Below are 16,189 nucleotides of genomic sequence, written 5' to 3'. Positions count from 1 at the left end.
GATCAGTCCTTTACTCATTGATGAGAAGCCCAGGACGAGGTCTCGTCCCTGAGCGTCGCGTACTGCTCGGACACGGCGGTGGCGGCGGAGCCGGACAGCCGCGCCGTCTCGCCCACGTGCCACTGCGGCGGGTTCTCGGAGCCCGAGAGGGCCCAGGCCGCCTGCTTGGCGGCGCCGAGGGCCACGTATTCGGCCGTGGGCGGGACCTCCACGTCGACGCCGAACACGCTGGGCGCGATGCGGCGGACGGCTTCGGAGGCGGACGCGCCGCCGATCAGGAGGACCCGCTGCGCTTGGAGGCCCTGCGAGGCGAGGGCGGTCAGCCCGTCGGCCTGGGCCGAGAGCATCCCTTCGACGGCGGCGCGGGCGAGGTCGGCGCGGGTCGCGCCGGTGGTCAGGCCCGAGATGACGCCGGTCGCGTTGGGGCGGTTGGGGGTCCGCTCGCCGTCGAGGTACGGCAGGAGGGTGAGGCCGCCGGCGCCGGGCGCGGCTTCGAGCGCGAGCGCGTCGAACTCGGCGTGGTCCACGCCGAGGAGGGCGCGGAACGTGTCGAGGACGCGGGCGGCGTTCAGCGTGCACACCAGCGGCAGGAACCGGCCGGTGGCGTCGGCGAACCCGGCCACGAGCCCTGAGGGGTCGGCGGCGGGGCCGTCGGAGACGCCGAAGACGGTGCCCGAGGTGCCGAGGGAGACCACGACGTCGCCGGTGCCGAGGCCGAGCCCGAGCGCGGCCCCGGCGTTGTCGCCGGTGCCGGGTGCGACGGCCGCGCCCCAGGGGGTGCGGCCGACGATCTCGTTCGGGGCGGCCACGCGCGGGAGCGCGAGTTCGCGGCCGAAGGCCTGGACGAGCCGGTCCGTGACGTAGTCGCCCGCGGAGGGCGACCAGTAGCCGGTGCCGGAGGCGTCCGAGCGGTCGGTGGTGGCGTCGGCGGCGGTGACGCCGCGGAGTCTCATCGTGAGCCAGTCGTGCGGCAGCATGACCGAAACCGTTTTGGCGGCGTTCTCGGGCTCGTGCTCGGCGAGCCATGCCAGTTTGGTGGCGGTGAAGGAGGCCGCGAGGACCAGGCCGGTGTCGGCGGCCCAGGCTTCGGGGCCGCCGTGCTCGGCGGTGAGCCGCTCGGCCTGGGGGGCCGAGCGGGTGTCGTTCCACAGCAGGGCGGGGCGCACGACGCGGTCGTCCGCGTCGAGGGCGACCATGCCGTGCTGCTGCCCGGCGACGGCCACGGCCTCGGCGCGTTCCAAGAGGCCCTTGCCGGCTTCTTGGAGCGCCTCCCACCACGCTTCGGGCGGGCACTCGGTCCCGTCCGGGTGAGAGGCGCGACCGGAGTCGACGATCTCGCCCGTCTCGGACTCGACCAAGAGGACTTTCGTTGACTGGGTGGAGGAGTCGACTCCGGCTACCAAACTCATCTATTTACGCTCCAGCTCGACCCTCGCGGGCTTGCCTGCAACATCGACGATGCTCACATTAGCGATGTCGGCCGGGCCGGTCGAAACCAGGGTCACAACAGTTTCTGAAACTGTTTCGAGATCGACGGTGGTGTCGCCGTCGACGTCCGAGACGGTGATGCCGCGGTCCGGCGCGCCCCAGACTTCGAGGGTGATGCCCTCGAAGGGGCCGTCGCCGATCTGGAGGCCGGGTTCGACGCGCGGGAGGACCGCGCCGTAGCGCACGAACACCGGGAAGGTCTCCAGGCCGTGCTTCGTGTCGATGTAGCGCCCGCCCTCGTGGACCTCCTTGGTCCAGAAGTCGATCCAGCGGCCCTGGGGCAGGTAGACCTTGCGCTCGCCCGACGGGTCGTTGACCGGGGCCACGAGCAGGTCGGTGCCGAGGCGGTACTCCTGGTCGGCGCTCCACGCGACCGGGTCCGCGGGGTCGTCCACGTTGAGCGCGCGCAGGACCGGCTCGCCGGTGCGCGAGGCCCTGACGGCCGCGGAGTAGAGGTAGGGCATCAGCGAGTACCGCAGCTTGAGGGACTCGACCGCGAGGCGCTCGGCCTCCTCGGAGAACTCCCACAGCTCGCGGGTGGTGGTGCCGTGGTAGCGCAGCAGCGGCGAGAGCGCGCCGAACTGGGCCCAGCGGATGTAGAGGTCGTCGGTGGGCGTGCCGTTGAAGCCGCCGGTGTCGTGCGACCAGAACGGGACGCCCGACAGGCCGTGCGAGAGGCCGCCGCGGATGGTGCCGCCGAGGCCGGCCCAGGTGGTCTGGACGTCGCCGGACCACTGCGCGGAGTGGCGCTGGCCGCCGAGGAACGATGAACGGGCCCAGACGAACTCGTAGCCGTGGACCTCGCGGGTCACCTCGCACACCGCGTCGTTGTAGAGCAGCGTGTAGACGTTGTGCAGCTCGGTGCCGGTCATGCCGTTGTGCGCCACCGCGTCGGCGGGGACGCCCTCGGCGAAGTCGGTCTTGTAGAGGGCCGCGCCGGCCTGGAGGGGCCCGCGCAGCAGGTCCTTCCACCACGCGACCGCGTCCGGGTTGGTGAAGTCGACGATGCCGCTGGCCTGGTGCGAGCCGTGCCAGACGTCGGCCACGTAGGTCTCGCCCTTGGCGTTCTTGAGAAAGTAGCCGCGCTCGTCTCCCTCGGCGAAGACCGGGGACTTGTGGGAGATGTAGGAGTTCATCCAGAGGCAGACCTTGAAGCCCTGCTCGGTGAGCTCGGCGAGCATCCGCTCGGGCTCGGGGAAGTTCTCCCGGTCCCACTGCATGTCCGACCAGTGCGGCTCGTGCTGCCAGAACGTGTCGAGGTGCAGCACGTCGCAGGGGATGCCCCGCTCGCGGATCTTCTTGGCCCGGTCCATGACCCGCTCTTCGGTGTCCACGAAGAAGCCGGAGGAGATCCAGGTGCCGAAGGCCCACTTCGGGGGCAGCACCGGGCGGGAGGTGAGGCCGTCGAACTTGTCGAGGACCTCGACGGGCGTGCCGCCCATGACGAAGTACTCGAGCGCGCGGTCGGGCACGATGATCTCGACGGCCGCGTGGGTCTGCTGGGCCATGTCGAACTCGACGGGCGCGCCGGAGTTGACGAGGACGCCGTAGCCGCGGTCGGAGACGTAGATCGGGACGTTCTTGTAGGCGCGGATGGATTCCGAGCCGAACGCGTCGAAGTTCCACATGAGCGGGCGCTGGCCGCGCGCGTTCAGGGGCGCGAAGCGCTCGCCGAAGCCCGCGAAGGCCTCGTCGGGGGCGCAGGTGAAGGACTCGTGGAACGCGACCGGCTGGCCGTCGACGAGCGAGCGTCCGAACGGGAGGGTGCGCAGGCGGCCGGAGATGTCCACTTCGCCGGGGTTCTGGGCGACGAGGGTCTTCCCGTCGGCGTCGGTGTAGCGCAGGGACCAGGAGTCGAGGGTGGCGACGGCGCGGACGGAGCCGGCGTCGACGACCACGGTGCCGTCTTCGACCGAGACCTTGGCGGCCTCGTAGGCGCCGGCGTGGACCATCTCGATGATCTGCTCGGCGGCCGGGCGGGCGGCCGGGTCGGCCGACAGGCGGGCGCGCACGACGCCCTCGGCGACGGCGGCGAGGCCGACGTACAGCTCCTCCCCCGCGCTCGTGACGGCCTTCAGCAGCACGGAGCCGGGACCGGTCTCGGCGACCTCGGCGCTCGTGACGGCCGAGAGCCCCTGCTCGCCGTTGGCGCGCTGGGGCAGCTCCGGAGGGTCGGCGACGAAGAACTCGCGGGCGACCAGCGGCGGGCGATAAGGCATTCGAGGCTCCTGCCTGTCAAGGATTCGGACGACGGCGCGCGGCCGCGGGGCGGCACGACGCTCATTAGTTTATCGACTAATCCAACAAATTGCGACCGGGGGCGACGAGACGATGCCGGGGGCGCGACGTGGCGCGGACCATCCCCGTATCGGGGACTAAGCGAGCGCCGGACGGATACTCTGACCCGTGGAACCGCCCGAGCCACTGCCAAGCGAGAAGCAATGCGAGGTACCGAGATGACGACCGTTCGCTCCAGCCTTTCCGACGAACACCGCGAGACCACTGCCAAGGCCCTCCAGGGCGCGCTGGTCGACCTCATCGACCTGTCGCTCGTCGGCAAGCAGGCGCACTGGAACGTCTACGGCAAGAACTTCCGCTCGCTGCACCTGCAGCTCGACGAGATCGTGACGTGGGCGCGCGCCAGCGCCGACCTGGTCGCCGAGCGCGCCATCGCCATCGGCGTGAGCGCCGACGGGCGCGCGAGCACCGTGGCCGAGAACTCCTCGGTCCCGCGCATCCACGACGGCCAGATCAGCGACACCGAGGCGATCTCGCTGTTCATCGAGGCCTACGGCGCGATCATCGCCAACATGCGCGAGCGCATCGAGGTCACCGATTCGTCCGACCCGGTCACCCAGGACCTCCTCATCGGCATCACCGCCGAGCTGGAGAAGCAGAGCTGGATGTTCCAGGCCGAACTGGGCTGACCGCCGAGGGCGGGCCCGAGAGTTCGCGGCCGGGGCCGGGACGCTGTCGAGCGTCCCGGCCCCGGCCTTCTGTGCGAAGCGAGCGGTCAGGCAGGGGTGCAGGTCACCGTGGGCACCGATGCGGTCGAGCCGTCGGGCTTGGTGATGTTGAACCCGAACGAGGTGGACTGGCCCGCGGACAGCGTGCCGTTGTAGCCGACGTTCGAGGCGGTCACCGTGGCCCCCGAGAGGGTCCCCTGGATGCTCCAGGCGTTGGAGATCCGCTCCGAGCCCGGCCAGGTCCAGGTCACCGTCCATCCGCTCAGGCTCTGGTTGGCCTTCACCGTGCCCGCGTAGGTCGCGCCGGTGTTCCAGGGGCTCTGGACCGTCAGGGTCGCGGTGCAGCCCGAGCCGGTGGGCGGCGGGGTGGTGGTCACCGGGTCCGAAGTGGGCGGGGTGGTCGGGCCGCCGTCGCCGCCCAGCGCCTCCAGGACCGCGTGGTAGGCGGGCTTGGGCTGGTTGTTGTCGTTGAACAGCAGCGGCGCGCCGTAGCCCTCGAAGACGTCCGGGACCCACGAGTCGCCGTCCCGCACGCCCCAGACGGTGACGCCCGAGCAGTCGGCGATGTTCGTGCAGATCTCGACCACGCGCTGGAAGTCCTGGGCCTGCTGCTCCAGCTCCTGCTGCGAGGCGGGCATCTGGATGCGGACGTCGAGCTCGGTGATGCGGACCTTCAGACCGAGGTCGGCGAAGCGCTGGAGGTTCTGCTCCATGGTGCCGGGCACCTGGCCCAGGATCAGGTGGGCCTGGAAGCCCATCCCGTCGAGCAGGTCTCGGGCGACCAGGTCCTGCGCGATCTGGTAGTACCGGTCGGACTTGGCGTTGACGCCGTCGATCGAGTAGTCGTTCATGTACAGGTCGGCGTTCGGGTCGGCCGCCCGTGCGGCCTCGAAGGCCCACCGGATGTAGTTCTCGCCCATGCCCTGCAGCCAGAACGAGTCGCGCAGCTGGCCGTTGTTGTCGCCGACGACCTCGTTGACCACGTCCCAGGCGAAGATGTCGCCCTCCCAGTGGTTCATCGTGGTCGTGATGTGGTTCTCCATCGCCTGCCGCAGCGCGGTGCCGGAGAGGTTCTCGACCCAGTCCGGGCTCTGGCTGTGCCAGACCAGGGTGTGGCCGTAGACGGACATGTCGTTCTGCTGCGCGAAGTTCACCAGCCGGTCGCCCGGCGCGAAGTTGAACTGCCCCTGGCTGGGCTGGACGGATTCCATCTTCATGACGTTCTCGGCGGTCACCGAGTTGAACTCGCGGGCGACCAGCTCGCGGTAGGCCTGGTTGTTCTGCAGCAGGCTGTCGTTGACGGCGACGCCGATGTCGATGCCGATGTCGTCGGCGGCGCCGCGGAGGGTCGTCTGGGCGCTGGCGAACTGGGTGGAGAGGCCGAGGCCGAGCGCGGCGGTCGCAACGGTGACGACCCCCGCGATCACGGCTCGGCGCCGTTGACGGGTAAGCAGCACGTATAGCTCCTCATGGTGGTGCCGCGCGTGAGGGAACGTGGCTGTGCCGAACGATGGGTCCGCAGGAGCGGAGCGCTCCCAACGGGTGGGGACAGCGTAGCGAACCCATAGAAGATGGTCAATACTGAGCGGCAGCGGACCCGACCGCCGCCCGGCGGGGCGGCGCCCGCCCGGCGCATCGGGACCCCTCCCGGGCCGACGTGCCTAGCGTGCCGGCATGGAACCCCGCGAAACCGAGACACGGCGCGAACCCGCGCCGCTGGCCGTCGTCTTCGCACTGGCGTTGCTGGCGTTGGTGGCGATGATCCTGTTCGACCCCACCGTCGAGTACTGGTCGGCGGCCGCCAGGCCTCTCGAGTCGGCATCCGGCCCCGTGCACCCGCTGCTCGGCGCGATCCTCTACACGCTGTACGCCGCCGCCACCGCACTCGCCTGGTTCGGTGTCCTCAAGCACCGGTTCTGGGGCCGCGTCACCGGCATCGCCGTCGGCGGGGTCGGGATCCTCGGCACGATTCCTCTCCTGGCAGAGGTTGCCGCCCCCACCGGTATCGCCGTCCTCGGCCTCTTCGCCGCGGTCATCGGACTGCTCTGCTCCGCCGGCGCCGCCGCCTGGTGCCGGCGCCGAGACCGCGGGGCGCGGACCTGACGGCCCGCGCCCCGCCGCAGTCGGCTACTTGGCGACGATGGAGACCAGTTTCCCGGCGACCACGATGACCTTCTTGACGTCCTTGCCGGCCAGGTTCGCTGCGACCTTCTCCTCGGCCAGCGCGGCGGCCCGCACCGTCGCCTCGTCGGCGTCGGCGCTCACCTCGATGCGGCCGCGGACCTTCCCGTTGATCTGCACCGGGTAGGTCAGCGTGTCCTCGACCAGGTACCGCTCGTCGACGACCGGGAAGTCGGCGTAGGCGATGCCGCCCTCGTGGCCCAGGCGGGCCCACAGCTCCTCGGCGATGTGCGGGGCGACCGGGGCGACCATGAGCACCAGGGCCTCGGCCGCCTCGCGCGGGACCGCGTCCAGGCCGGTCAGGTGGTTGTTCAGGGTGATCAGCTTGGCGACGGCGGTGTTCATGCGCAGCTGCTCGTAGTCCTCGCGGACGCCCGCGATGGTCTTGTGCAGTTCGCGCAGGGTCGCCTCGGCGGGCGCGTCGTCGGTGACGGTGACCTCGCCGGTCTCCTCGTCGACGACGTTGCGCCACAGGCGTTGCAGGAACCGCTGCGAGCCGACGATGGCGCGGGTCTCCCACGGCTTGGAGTCGGCCAGGGGACCCATCGACATCTCGTAGACGCGGAAGGTGTCGGCCCCGTACTCGGCGCAGACGCCGTCGGGGGTGACGACGTTCTTCAAGGACTTGCCGATCTTGCCGTACTCGCGGCTGACCTTCTCGCCCTCGTAGTAGTACTCGCCGTCCCGCTCGGTGACCTCGTCGGCGGGGACGTACACGCCGCGGGCGTCGGTGTACGCGTAGGCAGAGATGTAGCCCTGGTTGAACAGGCGGCGGAAGGGCTCGCGGCTGGAGACGTGCCCCAGGTCGAACAGGACCTTCTGCCAGAAGCGGGCGTACAGCAGGTGCAGGACGGCGTGTTCGACGCCGCCGATGTACAGGTCGACGCCGCCGACGTCCTGGGCGTCCTGCGGGCCCAGCCAGTAGGACTCGTTCGCCGGGTCGGCCGGCCTGTCGGCGGCCTGCGGGTCGGTGTAGCGCAGCTCGTACCAGGAGGACCCGGCCCAGTTGGGCATGGTGTTCAGCTCGCGCGTGTACGTCTTGGGTCCGTCGCCCAGGTCCAGTTCGACCTCGACCCAGTCCTTGGCGCGGCCCAGGGGCGGCTCGGGCGCGGTGTCGGCGTCCTCGGGGTCGAAGGTCTTGGGCGAGAAGTCGTCCATGTGCGGCAGTTCGACCGGCAGGTGGTCCTCCGTCAGGGCGACGGGCAGGCCGGTCTCGTCGTAGACGATCGGGAAGGGCTCGCCCCAGTAGCGCTGGCGGCTGAACAGCCAGTCGCGCAGGCGGAAGGTGGTGGCGGCCTCGCCGCGGCGGTGCTCGACCAGCCAGGCGGCGATGCGCTCCTTCGCCTCGGGGACCTTCAGTCCGTTCAGGAAGTCGGAGTTGACCAGGACGCCGTTGACGTTGTCGGTGTAGGCGGCCTCGCCGTCCCACTCCTCGCCGCCCGAGACGACCTGGCGGATCGGGATGTCGAAGGCCCTGGCGAACGCGAAGTCGCGCTCGTCGTGGGCGGGGACGGCCATGATCGCGCCGGTGCCGTACCCGGCCAGCACGTAGTCGGCGATGAAGACCGGGATCTGCTCGCCGTTGACCGGGTTGGCGGCGTAGCCGCCGGTGAAGACGCCGGTCTTCACCTTGGCGTCGGCCTGGCGCTCGACGTCGGTCTTGGCGGCGGCCTGCGCGCGGTAGGCCGCGACGGCGGCGGCCGGGGTGTCGTGCCCGCCGGTCCAGGCCGCGGGGACGCCCGCGGGCCAGGTCTCGGCGGTCAGGGCGTCGACCAGCTCGTGCTCGGGGGCCAGGACCATGTAGGTCGCGCCGAACAGCGTGTCGGGGCGGGTGGTGAACACGCGCAGGTCCCCCGCGTACGTCGCGAAGTCCGCATACGCACCGGTGGACTTGCCGATCCAGTTGCGCTGCATCGACTTCAGCGAGTCGGACCAGTCCAGGTCGTCCAGGTCGGACAGCAGCCGGTCGGCGTAGGCGGTGATGCGCATCATCCACTGCTTCAGGGTGCGCGTGTAGACCGGGAAGTTGCCGCGCTCGGAGCGGCCCTCCGCGGTTACCTCCTCATTGGACAGCACGGTCCCCAGGCCGGGGCACCAGTTCACGGGCGCCTCGGTGACGTACGCCAGGCGGTGGCCGTCGACGATGCGGCGGCGCTCGACGGCGCTCAGCTCCGACCAGGCCCGCCCGTCCGGCGTGGGCCGCGCACCGGACTCGAACTCGCCGATCAGCACCTCGATCGGGCGGGCCCGGTCGGCTTCGGTGTCGTAGTAGGAGTTGAAGACCTGCAGGAAGATCCACTGCGTCCACTTGAAGTAGTCCGGGTCGGTGGTCGCGAACTCGCGGCGCGTGTCGTAGCCCATGCCCAGGCGCTTCAGCTGCGCCCGGTACCGGTCGATGTTCTCGGCGGTGATCTCGGCGGGCTGGCGCCCCGTGGCGATCGCGTACTGCTCGGTCGGCAGGCCGAACGCGTCGTAGCCCATCGGGTGCAGCACGTTGTACCCGGCCATGCGCAGGTACCGCGAGTACGCGTCGGTGGCGATGTAGCCCAGCGGGTGGCCCACGTGCAGGCCCGCCCCCGACGGGTAGGGGAACATGTCCATCACGAACTTCTTGGGCGCGCCGGACCGCGGGTGGCCGGGTTCGGCGAGGACGCCGGCCGGGTTGGGGGCGCGGAAGGTCTGCTCGGCCTCCCAGCGCTCCTGCCAGCGCGGTTCGATCTCGTTCGCCAGTGCGGCGTCGTAACGGTGTGCGGGTTCGCTCATGGCTCGTCCTGTGGTCCTAGCGGCGGTGTATCGGAAGCGGCGGGTTGGGTCGGCCGGCGCCGGGTACTGACCCTAGACAGCAAAAAACCCCAGACACGCTGGGGTTGCCGTGCCGGGGTCCACCTGGCACGGCTACATAAGAAGCCCGAATCGCCGAGACATGCCCCCAGTGTAGCCGAACGCGGCCGCGGCAGCGCGGGACGTGCGCGCTGGGCGCGCCCGAGTACGATGGCGGACAAGCGACCGTAACGTGCGCATCGTTCCACGGCCCGATGTTCCGCGGCGCAGACCGCCACAACCTCACCCACGTCCCCGGGAGGACCATTGACCTTCGAGTCGTCCCCAGTGCAGCAGCAGGGTCCGGCGCCGCTCTCCCCGCAGGAGTTCAAGGCCACCGTCGAGGCCATCTTGACGAACGTCGAGTGGGTGATCGAGGGCAAGTCCCACACGATCAGGCTCGCGCTGGCGGTCATGCTGGCCGAGGGCCATCTGCTGCTGGAGGACGTGCCCGGGGTCGGCAAGACGCAGCTGGCGAAGGCGCTCGCGCGCTCGGTGGACTGCTCGGTGCGGCGCATCCAGTTCACCCCCGACCTGCTGCCCTCGGACGTGACGGGCGTGAGCATCTTCGACCCCGAGAAGCGCGACTTCGTGTTCAAGCCCGGCGCGATCTTCGGCAACCTCATCCTCGGCGACGAGATCAACCGCGCCAGCCCCAAGACGCAGGCCGCGCTCCTGGAGTGCATGGAGGAGCGGCAGGTCACCGTCGACGGGAACACGTACAAGCTGCGCGGCCCGTTCATGGTCATCGCCACCCAGAACCCGGTGGAGATGGAGGGCACCTACCCGCTGCCCGAGGCCCAGCGCGACCGCTTCGCGGCGCGCCTGGCGATCGGCTACCCGGACGTCAACGCCGAGCTGGCGCTGCTGGACCGGCGCGAGGAGTACAACCCGCTGGACGCGCTGCGGCCGGTGGCGGACGCGGAGATGATCGTGCGGATGATCGCCGCCGCCCGCGCCGTGCACCTGGCGCCCGAGCTCAAGCGCTACGTCGTCGACCTGGTGGCCGCGACCCGCTCGAACGCGCAGGTCCGCCTCGGGGCGAGCCCGCGCGCCACGCTGCAGCTGCTGCGGTGCACGCAGGTGCTCGCGGCGATGGACGGACGCGACTTCGCGCTGCCGGACGACGTCCAGCAGCTGGCCGTCCCGGTGCTCGCGCACCGGCTCATCCCCACGACGGAGACGACGATGGGCGGGGGCGACACGAAGGCGATCGTCTCCGACATCCTCAGGCACGTCCCGGTGGTGTCCCACCCGGGGAGGTACTAGGCCGTGGAGCTCACCGGGCGCGGCAAGACGCTGCTGGCGGTGAGCGTGGTGGTCGGCATCATCGCCCTCCTGGTCGGTGAGGGCGACCTGCTGCGCGCCGCGCTCCTGGCGCTGATCGCGCCCTTGGGCGGGCTCGTCATGCTGCGGTGGACGCGGCCCGCGCTGGAGTCGAACCGGGTGCTCAACCCGCCGCAGGTCGAGGCCGGGCAGTCCACGCAGGTGCGCCTCGGCATCCAGAACATCGGCCGGGGCCGCCCGCCGGCGCTCATGCTCGAGGACCGCATCCCCTACCGGCTCGGGAACCGGCCGCGGCTGGTCCTGGAGCGGCTCGCACCGGGCGCGCGCAGCGTCGTGAACTACACGATCACCCCCGGGACGCGCGGCGCGTACGAGCTGGGGCCCTTGACGGTGCGCACGTCGGACCCGTTCGGGCTGGCGGTGTCGGTGCAGGAGTTCCCGATCACCACCGAGCTCATCGTGACCCCCCGGATCCAGCCGCTGCGCAGCCTCCTGCTGCCGGGCGGCGCGGGGATGTCCTCCGGGGAGTCGGCGGCGCAGGCCGTCGCCATCACCGGCAACGACGACATCGCCGTGCGCGAGTACCGCCACGGCGACGACATGCGGCGCGTCCACTGGAAGGCCAGCGCGCACCGCGGGCAGCTCATGGTGCGCCGCGAGGAGCAGCCGTGGGAGAACAACGCCGCGGTCCTGCTGGACGTGCGGCGCGGCGCGCACCGCGGGGAGCTGTCGAGCTTCGAGTGGATGGTGGACGCGGCCGCGTCGGCGACGGTGCGGCTCGCGAGCGACGGCATCGACCCATGGCTGATCACCGCGCACCGCGACTTCGAATGCCGCCGAGGCGATTACGGCGAGGCGATGCGGTATCTCGCGACCGTGGCCGCGGCCCCCGACGCGCCGATCGCGCACATGGTCGAGAAGGCCCAGCGGGCGCGCTCGGTGTCGGGGATCGTCGCGCTCCTGGGGCATCTGACGGCCGAGGACGCCGCCACGCTCGGGCGGCTGGCGCGGCGCGGCGGGCACTGCACGGCGCTGGTGGTGGACCCGGTGCGGTGGATCCCGAGGGCGGACTCGTCCCGGGTCGACCCGCGCGAGCAGGCGTTCGCCGAGCAGCACCGGGAGGCCGTGTCGACGCTGTCGAGCGCGGGCTGGCAGGTGGTCCCGGTGGTCGCCGGGACCGAGCTGCGCCGGGTGTGGACCCGCCTGGGCTCATGGAGGACACTCGGATGACCACCCGCTGACAGCGTTCCCCGATCGCTGCAGACGACCGACAGTTAGGTGAATGGTGATGAGCGGACAGCGGCACGCGACCGTGGTCGCGGCCTGCACCCTGGCCCTGACCCTCACGCCGCTCATCGGCGTCTTCGAGGGCCTGGGATGGACGTTCCCGGTGCTGCTGACGATCACCGTCGTCGCGGTGACCGGTTCGCTCATGCGCGCGGCCGGGCGCGGGCAGGGCCTGCAGACGCTCGCGATGGCCGGGGGCCTCGTCGTGGTCCTCACGGCGGGCTTCGGCGGCGGCACGGGCCTGCTGCTGATCATCCCCACGCCCGGCACGTTCGAGCACTGGGCCGACCTCGCCGCCCAGGGCGTCGCCGCGATCATCACCCAGGTGCCGCCGGTCGACCCCGAGGGCGGCATCCTGTTCCTGACCCTGCTGGGGGTCGGCATGGTCGCGATCCTCCACGACATGTTCGTCGTCGGGCTGCGCACCCCGGCCCTGGCGGGCCTGACGCTCCTGACGATGTACCTGGTCCCCGTCTCGGTCGCCCCCGACGCGACGGCGTGGTTCTGGTTCATCCTCCCGGCCGTGGCCTACCTGTGGATCCTCGCCGACGACAACCTGCGGCGGGTCTCGGCGTTCGGACACCGCTTCACCGGCACCGGGCAGCTCGTGGGCCAGCGGTTCCCCTCGCCGATGGCGCGCACCGCCCGCTGGTCGGCGGCCGGCTTCATCGTCACGACCCTGGTGGCGCTGGCGGTGATCCCGACGAACACGTCCGGGTTCCTCGACCGGGTCGCCCAGGACTTCGAAGGCGGCGGCGACGCCGGACTGGGCGACGTGAACCCCTGGGCGCAGCTGTCCGGGTCGCTGCACCGGCCCGAGGAGGTCGAGGTCCTCCGCGTCACCACCGACGACCCGAACCCCCGTTACCTGCGCATGCACGTGCTCGACGAGCTGAACAACGGCGGCTTCGAACCCAACGAGTACGCAGCCGGCGACTCGATCGACGCGCTCGACATGCCCGAGGACGCCCAGATCTACGAGGCCCAGATCGAGAACCTGCAGCTGGAAGCGCCCGTGGTGCCCGTCTACGGGACCCCGGTGAGCCTCGACATCGAAGGAGACTGGGCGATCGACGCCGACACCGGCGTCATCGTCGGCGACGACGCCGACATGGGCGAGGTCGACGCGTACACGCTGAACTACGTCGATCCGGCGTTCGACGCCGAGACGCTCGCGAGCGCGGGCGGCATGGACGTCGAGGACCCCCGGTGGGAGGCCAACACCGCCCACCCGGACCTGCCCCAGCTGAGCGAGATCGTCGACCGCGAGATCGGCGAGGGCACCGTCCACGAGAAGGTCCTGGCGGCCCTCGACTTCCTGTCGGTGAGCAACGGCTTCCGGTACTCGCTGGAGACCGGCGACGCGGGCAACGACGAGGCCATCCTGGACTTCCTGGAGACCAAGCAGGGCTACTGCCAGCAGTACGCGGCCGCGATGGCGTGGATGCTGCGCGACGCCGACGTGGCCGCGCGCGTGGTCATCGGCATGTCCCAAGGCGAGCGGGACGGCACCGAATGGGTGCTCACCAGCCACGACTACCACGCGTGGGTCGAGGTGTACTACGAAGGACCCGGGTGGGTCACGTACGACCCGACCCCGTCGATGGGCGTGCCCGGCTCGGTGACCTTCCCGTGGGCGACCGAGCCGACCGCGCCCGCCGACGACCCGACCGCGGACGCGGGGATCAGCGCCGAACCGACCCCCGGCTCCGAGACGCCGTCCGCCGGCGCCGCGGAGGACCCGTCCGAGGCCCTCGCCGAGGGTGAGCCCGCGGACGACCCCGCCGCGCAATCCGAAGAGGACGGCGCCTTCGGGTTCGACCCCGCCTGGCTCGCGCTGCTGCTGCTCGCGGCCGTGCCGTTCGTCCCCGCCCTGTGGCGCGGGGCCGTGCGCCGCTCCCGGCTCGATCCGAAACGGCTCACCGCCCAGACCGCCTGGGACGAGGCGATCGACCTCGCCCACGACTACGGTGTGGCCCTTGCCGAGTCGCTCACGCCGCGACAGGCCGCCGGCGTCCTCGCGCAGGCCGCCCCGGGAGGTCGCGAGGCCGCGGCCACGCTCGGCTCCGCGATGTCCCGCTACCGCTACTCCCCCAAGGGCGCCGACGCGACCGGCCTCGCCGACGCCGTCAAAGACCTCCACGCCGAACTCGCCAAGTGCGCCGAGCCGCGCCAGAAGTACCGGGCCGTGTTCTGGCCCGCCTCGCTCCTGGCGAAGCTCTCGGCCGGCCAGGCCGAGCAGAGCGCCCGCCTCGCCCGCCGCTCGGCGCGCACCGCCGACCGCGTCCGCGGCGCACTGCGGCGTCCGCGACGTTCGAACGGCCGCAGGGACCGGTCTGTCACAGGCCGCCCTTAGGGTGGCGTACATGTACCGAAGCGGCGGCGCCGAGAGCGGCCGAGCTCTCTCCAACGACACCGGATTCACCCAGCCGACCCTCGACAGCCTGGGCACCCCGCTGTCCGAAGTGACGTTCTGCGTCGTCGACCTGGAGACCACCGGCCTCGCCGCCGACGCGTGCGGGATCACCGAGATCGGCGCCGTCAAGGTCAAGGGCGGGGAGACCATCGGCGAGTTCGGCACCCTCGTCAACCCGGGCGAGTCCATCGACCCGCGGGTGACGCGCCTGACCGGCATCACCGACGAGATGGTCGCCGACGCCCCCGGCATCGAATCGGTCCTGCCCGCGTTCCTGGAATTCGCGCACGGGGCGACGCTCGTGGCCCACAACGCCGGCTTCGACATCGGATTCCTGCGCCACGCCTGCGAACTGACCGACACGCGCTGGCCTCGGCCGCCGGTGATCGACACGGTGGTCCTGGCCCGGCGCCTGACCGAGAAGAGCGAGGTCCCCAACCGGCGGCTCGGCACCCTCGCGCGGCTGTTCGGGTCGCCGGTGACGCCGAACCACCGGGCCCTGGACGACGCCCGCGCCACCGTCGCCGTGCTGCACGGCCTCATCGAGCGGGCCTCCGGGCACGGGGTCGACACCGACGCCGAGCTCGCCGAGTTCTGCCGGGCCATCCCCTCCGAGCTCCAGCGCCGCAAGCGCCACCTGGCCGACGGGCTGCCGCACTCGCCGGGCGTGTACATCTTCCGCGACGCCGACGACCGGGCCCTCTACATCGGCGTCTCGGTGGACGTCGCCGCGCGCGTCCGCAGCTACTTCTCGGCCGCCGAGCAGCGCCGTCGGCTGCGCGACATGCTCGCCTCGGCCGAACGCGTCGAGGTCGTCGAATGCGCCCACCGGCTCGAGGCGGGCGTCGCCGAACTGCGGCTCATCTCCGGCGGCAAGCCGCCGTACAACCGGGCCGCGAAGTTCCCCGAGCGGCGCAGCTGGGTGCGCCTCACCGAGGAGCCGTACCCGCGCCTGCAGATCTCCCGCAACCCGCCCCCGCCCGGCACGCCGCGGCTCGGCCCCGCCTCGGGCGCGCAGGCGCAGGCCGCGATCGGCGCGATCGAGGCCGCCCTGCCGATCCGGTCGTGTCGGACCCGCTTGTCCCCCAAGCGGTTGTCGCCCTCGTGCGTACTCGGCGAGATCGGCAGGTGCGCCGAGCCGTGCCGCCACACCGTCACCGTCGAGGAGTACGCCCGCATCGCCGAGCGCGCCGCGCACGCCATGAACGGCGACCCGACCCCGATCGCCGACGCCGTCGCCGAGCGCCTCGCGGAGCTGTCCGCGGCCGAGCGCTTCGAGGCGGCAGCCGAGCGGCGCGACGAACTCGGCGCGTTCCTCCAGCTGGCCGCCGCCACACATCGCGTCAGGAGCCTCGTCGCGGCCGGCGAGATCGTCGCGGCCGGCCGCGCCAAGGGCGGCGGCTGGGAGGTCGCGGTCATCCGCCACGGGATCCTCGCCGGGGCCGTCCGCACGCCCCCGCGGGCCGATCCGATGCCGTACATCGCGAAGCTGCGCGAGACCTCCCGCGCGGTGGAGCCGGTCGCGGACGTCGTGGACGCGGCGCACGCCGCCGAGACCCGGCTGCTCCTGGAGTGGCTGAGCCGCCCCGAAGTGCGGCTGGTGACCGTGGAGAAGCCCTGGGCCAGCCGCCTCGACGGCGCCGAGCGCTGGGACGGCGCGGTGCCCCACGATCCGTCCCCGTGGCGCCGCTCGAACGGCGAACGCTTACCACATGATGGGACTCGGGCCTGAACCCTCCGCTGT

At 71.6% G+C, this 16,189-nt stretch carries 10 protein-coding genes; 6 read left to right on the top strand and 4 right to left on the bottom strand.

Annotated features, from left to right (window positions below):
• Window positions 1-14: 14 nt before the first annotated feature.
• The gene (xylB, locus tag K3N28_RS20545; protein ID WP_228094628.1) at window positions 15-1,409 is read right to left on the bottom strand and encodes a xylulokinase; all 1,395 of its coding nucleotides are present in this window, start codon (window positions 1,407-1,409) and stop codon (window positions 15-17) included.
• Entirely contained in the window at window positions 1,410-3,707 is a 2,298-nt protein-coding gene (locus K3N28_RS20540) for a TIM-barrel domain-containing protein (RefSeq protein WP_228094627.1), read from the bottom strand. It lies immediately after the preceding gene.
• A gap of 237 nt (window positions 3,708-3,944) precedes the next feature.
• Here K3N28_RS20540 and K3N28_RS20535 point away from each other — a divergent pair, with 237 nt between their 5' ends.
• The gene (locus K3N28_RS20535; RefSeq protein ID WP_228094626.1) at window positions 3,945-4,415 is read left to right on the top strand and encodes a Dps family protein; all 471 of its coding nucleotides are present in this window, start codon (window positions 3,945-3,947) and stop codon (window positions 4,413-4,415) included.
• 86 nt (window positions 4,416-4,501) lie between these two features.
• On the opposite strand, the gene K3N28_RS20530 is transcribed toward K3N28_RS20535, so the two are convergent.
• On the bottom strand, window positions 4,502-5,911 hold the full coding sequence (locus tag K3N28_RS20530) for an endo-1,4-beta-xylanase (protein ID WP_228094625.1): 1,410 nt from the start codon (window positions 5,909-5,911) through the stop codon (window positions 4,502-4,504).
• A 217-nt stretch (window positions 5,912-6,128) separates the two neighbouring features.
• Between K3N28_RS20530 and K3N28_RS20525 the strand changes: the two genes are divergently transcribed.
• Window positions 6,129-6,557 carry a hypothetical protein gene (locus K3N28_RS20525; protein WP_228094624.1) on the top strand — a complete coding sequence of 143 codons (429 nt, stop codon included), beginning with the start codon at window positions 6,129-6,131 and terminating at the stop codon, window positions 6,555-6,557.
• A 24-nt stretch (window positions 6,558-6,581) separates the two neighbouring features.
• On the opposite strand, the gene leuS is transcribed toward K3N28_RS20525, so the two are convergent.
• A complete protein-coding gene (gene leuS / locus K3N28_RS20520; protein WP_228094623.1) occupies window positions 6,582-9,398 on the bottom strand; it encodes a leucine--tRNA ligase in 2,817 nt (938 codons plus the stop codon).
• A 324-nt stretch (window positions 9,399-9,722) separates the two neighbouring features.
• On the opposite strand from leuS, the gene K3N28_RS20515 reads away from it, so the two are divergent.
• From K3N28_RS20515 to K3N28_RS20500, 4 genes are read left to right on the top strand one after another with little or no spacing between them, the layout of a single operon-like run.
• Window positions 9,723-10,724 (top strand): MoxR family ATPase, encoded by a 1,002-nt coding sequence (locus K3N28_RS20515; RefSeq protein WP_228094622.1) that lies wholly within the window; start codon window positions 9,723-9,725, stop codon window positions 10,722-10,724.
• Between the two features lie 3 nt (window positions 10,725-10,727).
• Window positions 10,728-11,972 carry a DUF58 domain-containing protein gene (locus K3N28_RS20510; protein WP_228094621.1) on the top strand — a complete coding sequence of 415 codons (1,245 nt, stop codon included), beginning with the start codon at window positions 10,728-10,730 and terminating at the stop codon, window positions 11,970-11,972.
• A gap of 58 nt (window positions 11,973-12,030) precedes the next feature.
• Window positions 12,031-14,385 carry a DUF3488 and DUF4129 domain-containing transglutaminase family protein gene (locus K3N28_RS20505; RefSeq protein ID WP_304608747.1) on the top strand — a complete coding sequence of 785 codons (2,355 nt, stop codon included), beginning with the start codon at window positions 12,031-12,033 and terminating at the stop codon, window positions 14,383-14,385.
• A 10-nt stretch (window positions 14,386-14,395) separates the two neighbouring features.
• Window positions 14,396-16,177: a DEDD exonuclease domain-containing protein gene (locus K3N28_RS20500; protein WP_228094635.1), complete on the top strand. Its 1,782-nt coding sequence runs from the start codon at window positions 14,396-14,398 to the stop codon at window positions 16,175-16,177.
• Window positions 16,178-16,189 lie beyond the last annotated feature (12 nt).

This window comes from Glycomyces sp. TRM65418, from assembly GCF_019710475.1.
In the GTDB taxonomy this organism is placed as follows: domain Bacteria; phylum Actinomycetota; class Actinomycetes; order Mycobacteriales; family Micromonosporaceae; genus Glycomyces.
The sequence above is the reverse complement of the archived record's forward strand: the minus strand, read 5'-3'. Positions and strand labels throughout refer to the sequence as shown.

Excerpts from the sequence above, each read along its gene's own strand:
- xylB (WP_228094628.1), bottom strand. The coding sequence starts at position 1,409 with ATGAGTTTGGTAGCCGGAGTCGACTCCTCCACCCAGTCAACGAAAGTC.
- K3N28_RS20540 (WP_228094627.1), bottom strand. The coding sequence starts at position 3,707 with ATGCCTTATCGCCCGCCGCTGGTCGCCCGCGAGTTCTTCGTCGCCGAC.
- K3N28_RS20535 (WP_228094626.1), top strand. The coding sequence starts at position 3,945 with ATGACGACCGTTCGCTCCAGCCTTTCCGACGAACACCGCGAGACCACT.
- K3N28_RS20525 (WP_228094624.1), top strand. The coding sequence starts at position 6,129 with ATGGAACCCCGCGAAACCGAGACACGGCGCGAACCCGCGCCGCTGGCC.
- leuS (WP_228094623.1), bottom strand. The coding sequence starts at position 9,398 with ATGAGCGAACCCGCACACCGTTACGACGCCGCACTGGCGAACGAGATC.
- K3N28_RS20505 (WP_304608747.1), top strand. The coding sequence starts at position 12,031 with ATGAGCGGACAGCGGCACGCGACCGTGGTCGCGGCCTGCACCCTGGCC.
- K3N28_RS20500 (WP_228094635.1), top strand. The coding sequence starts at position 14,396 with ATGTACCGAAGCGGCGGCGCCGAGAGCGGCCGAGCTCTCTCCAACGAC.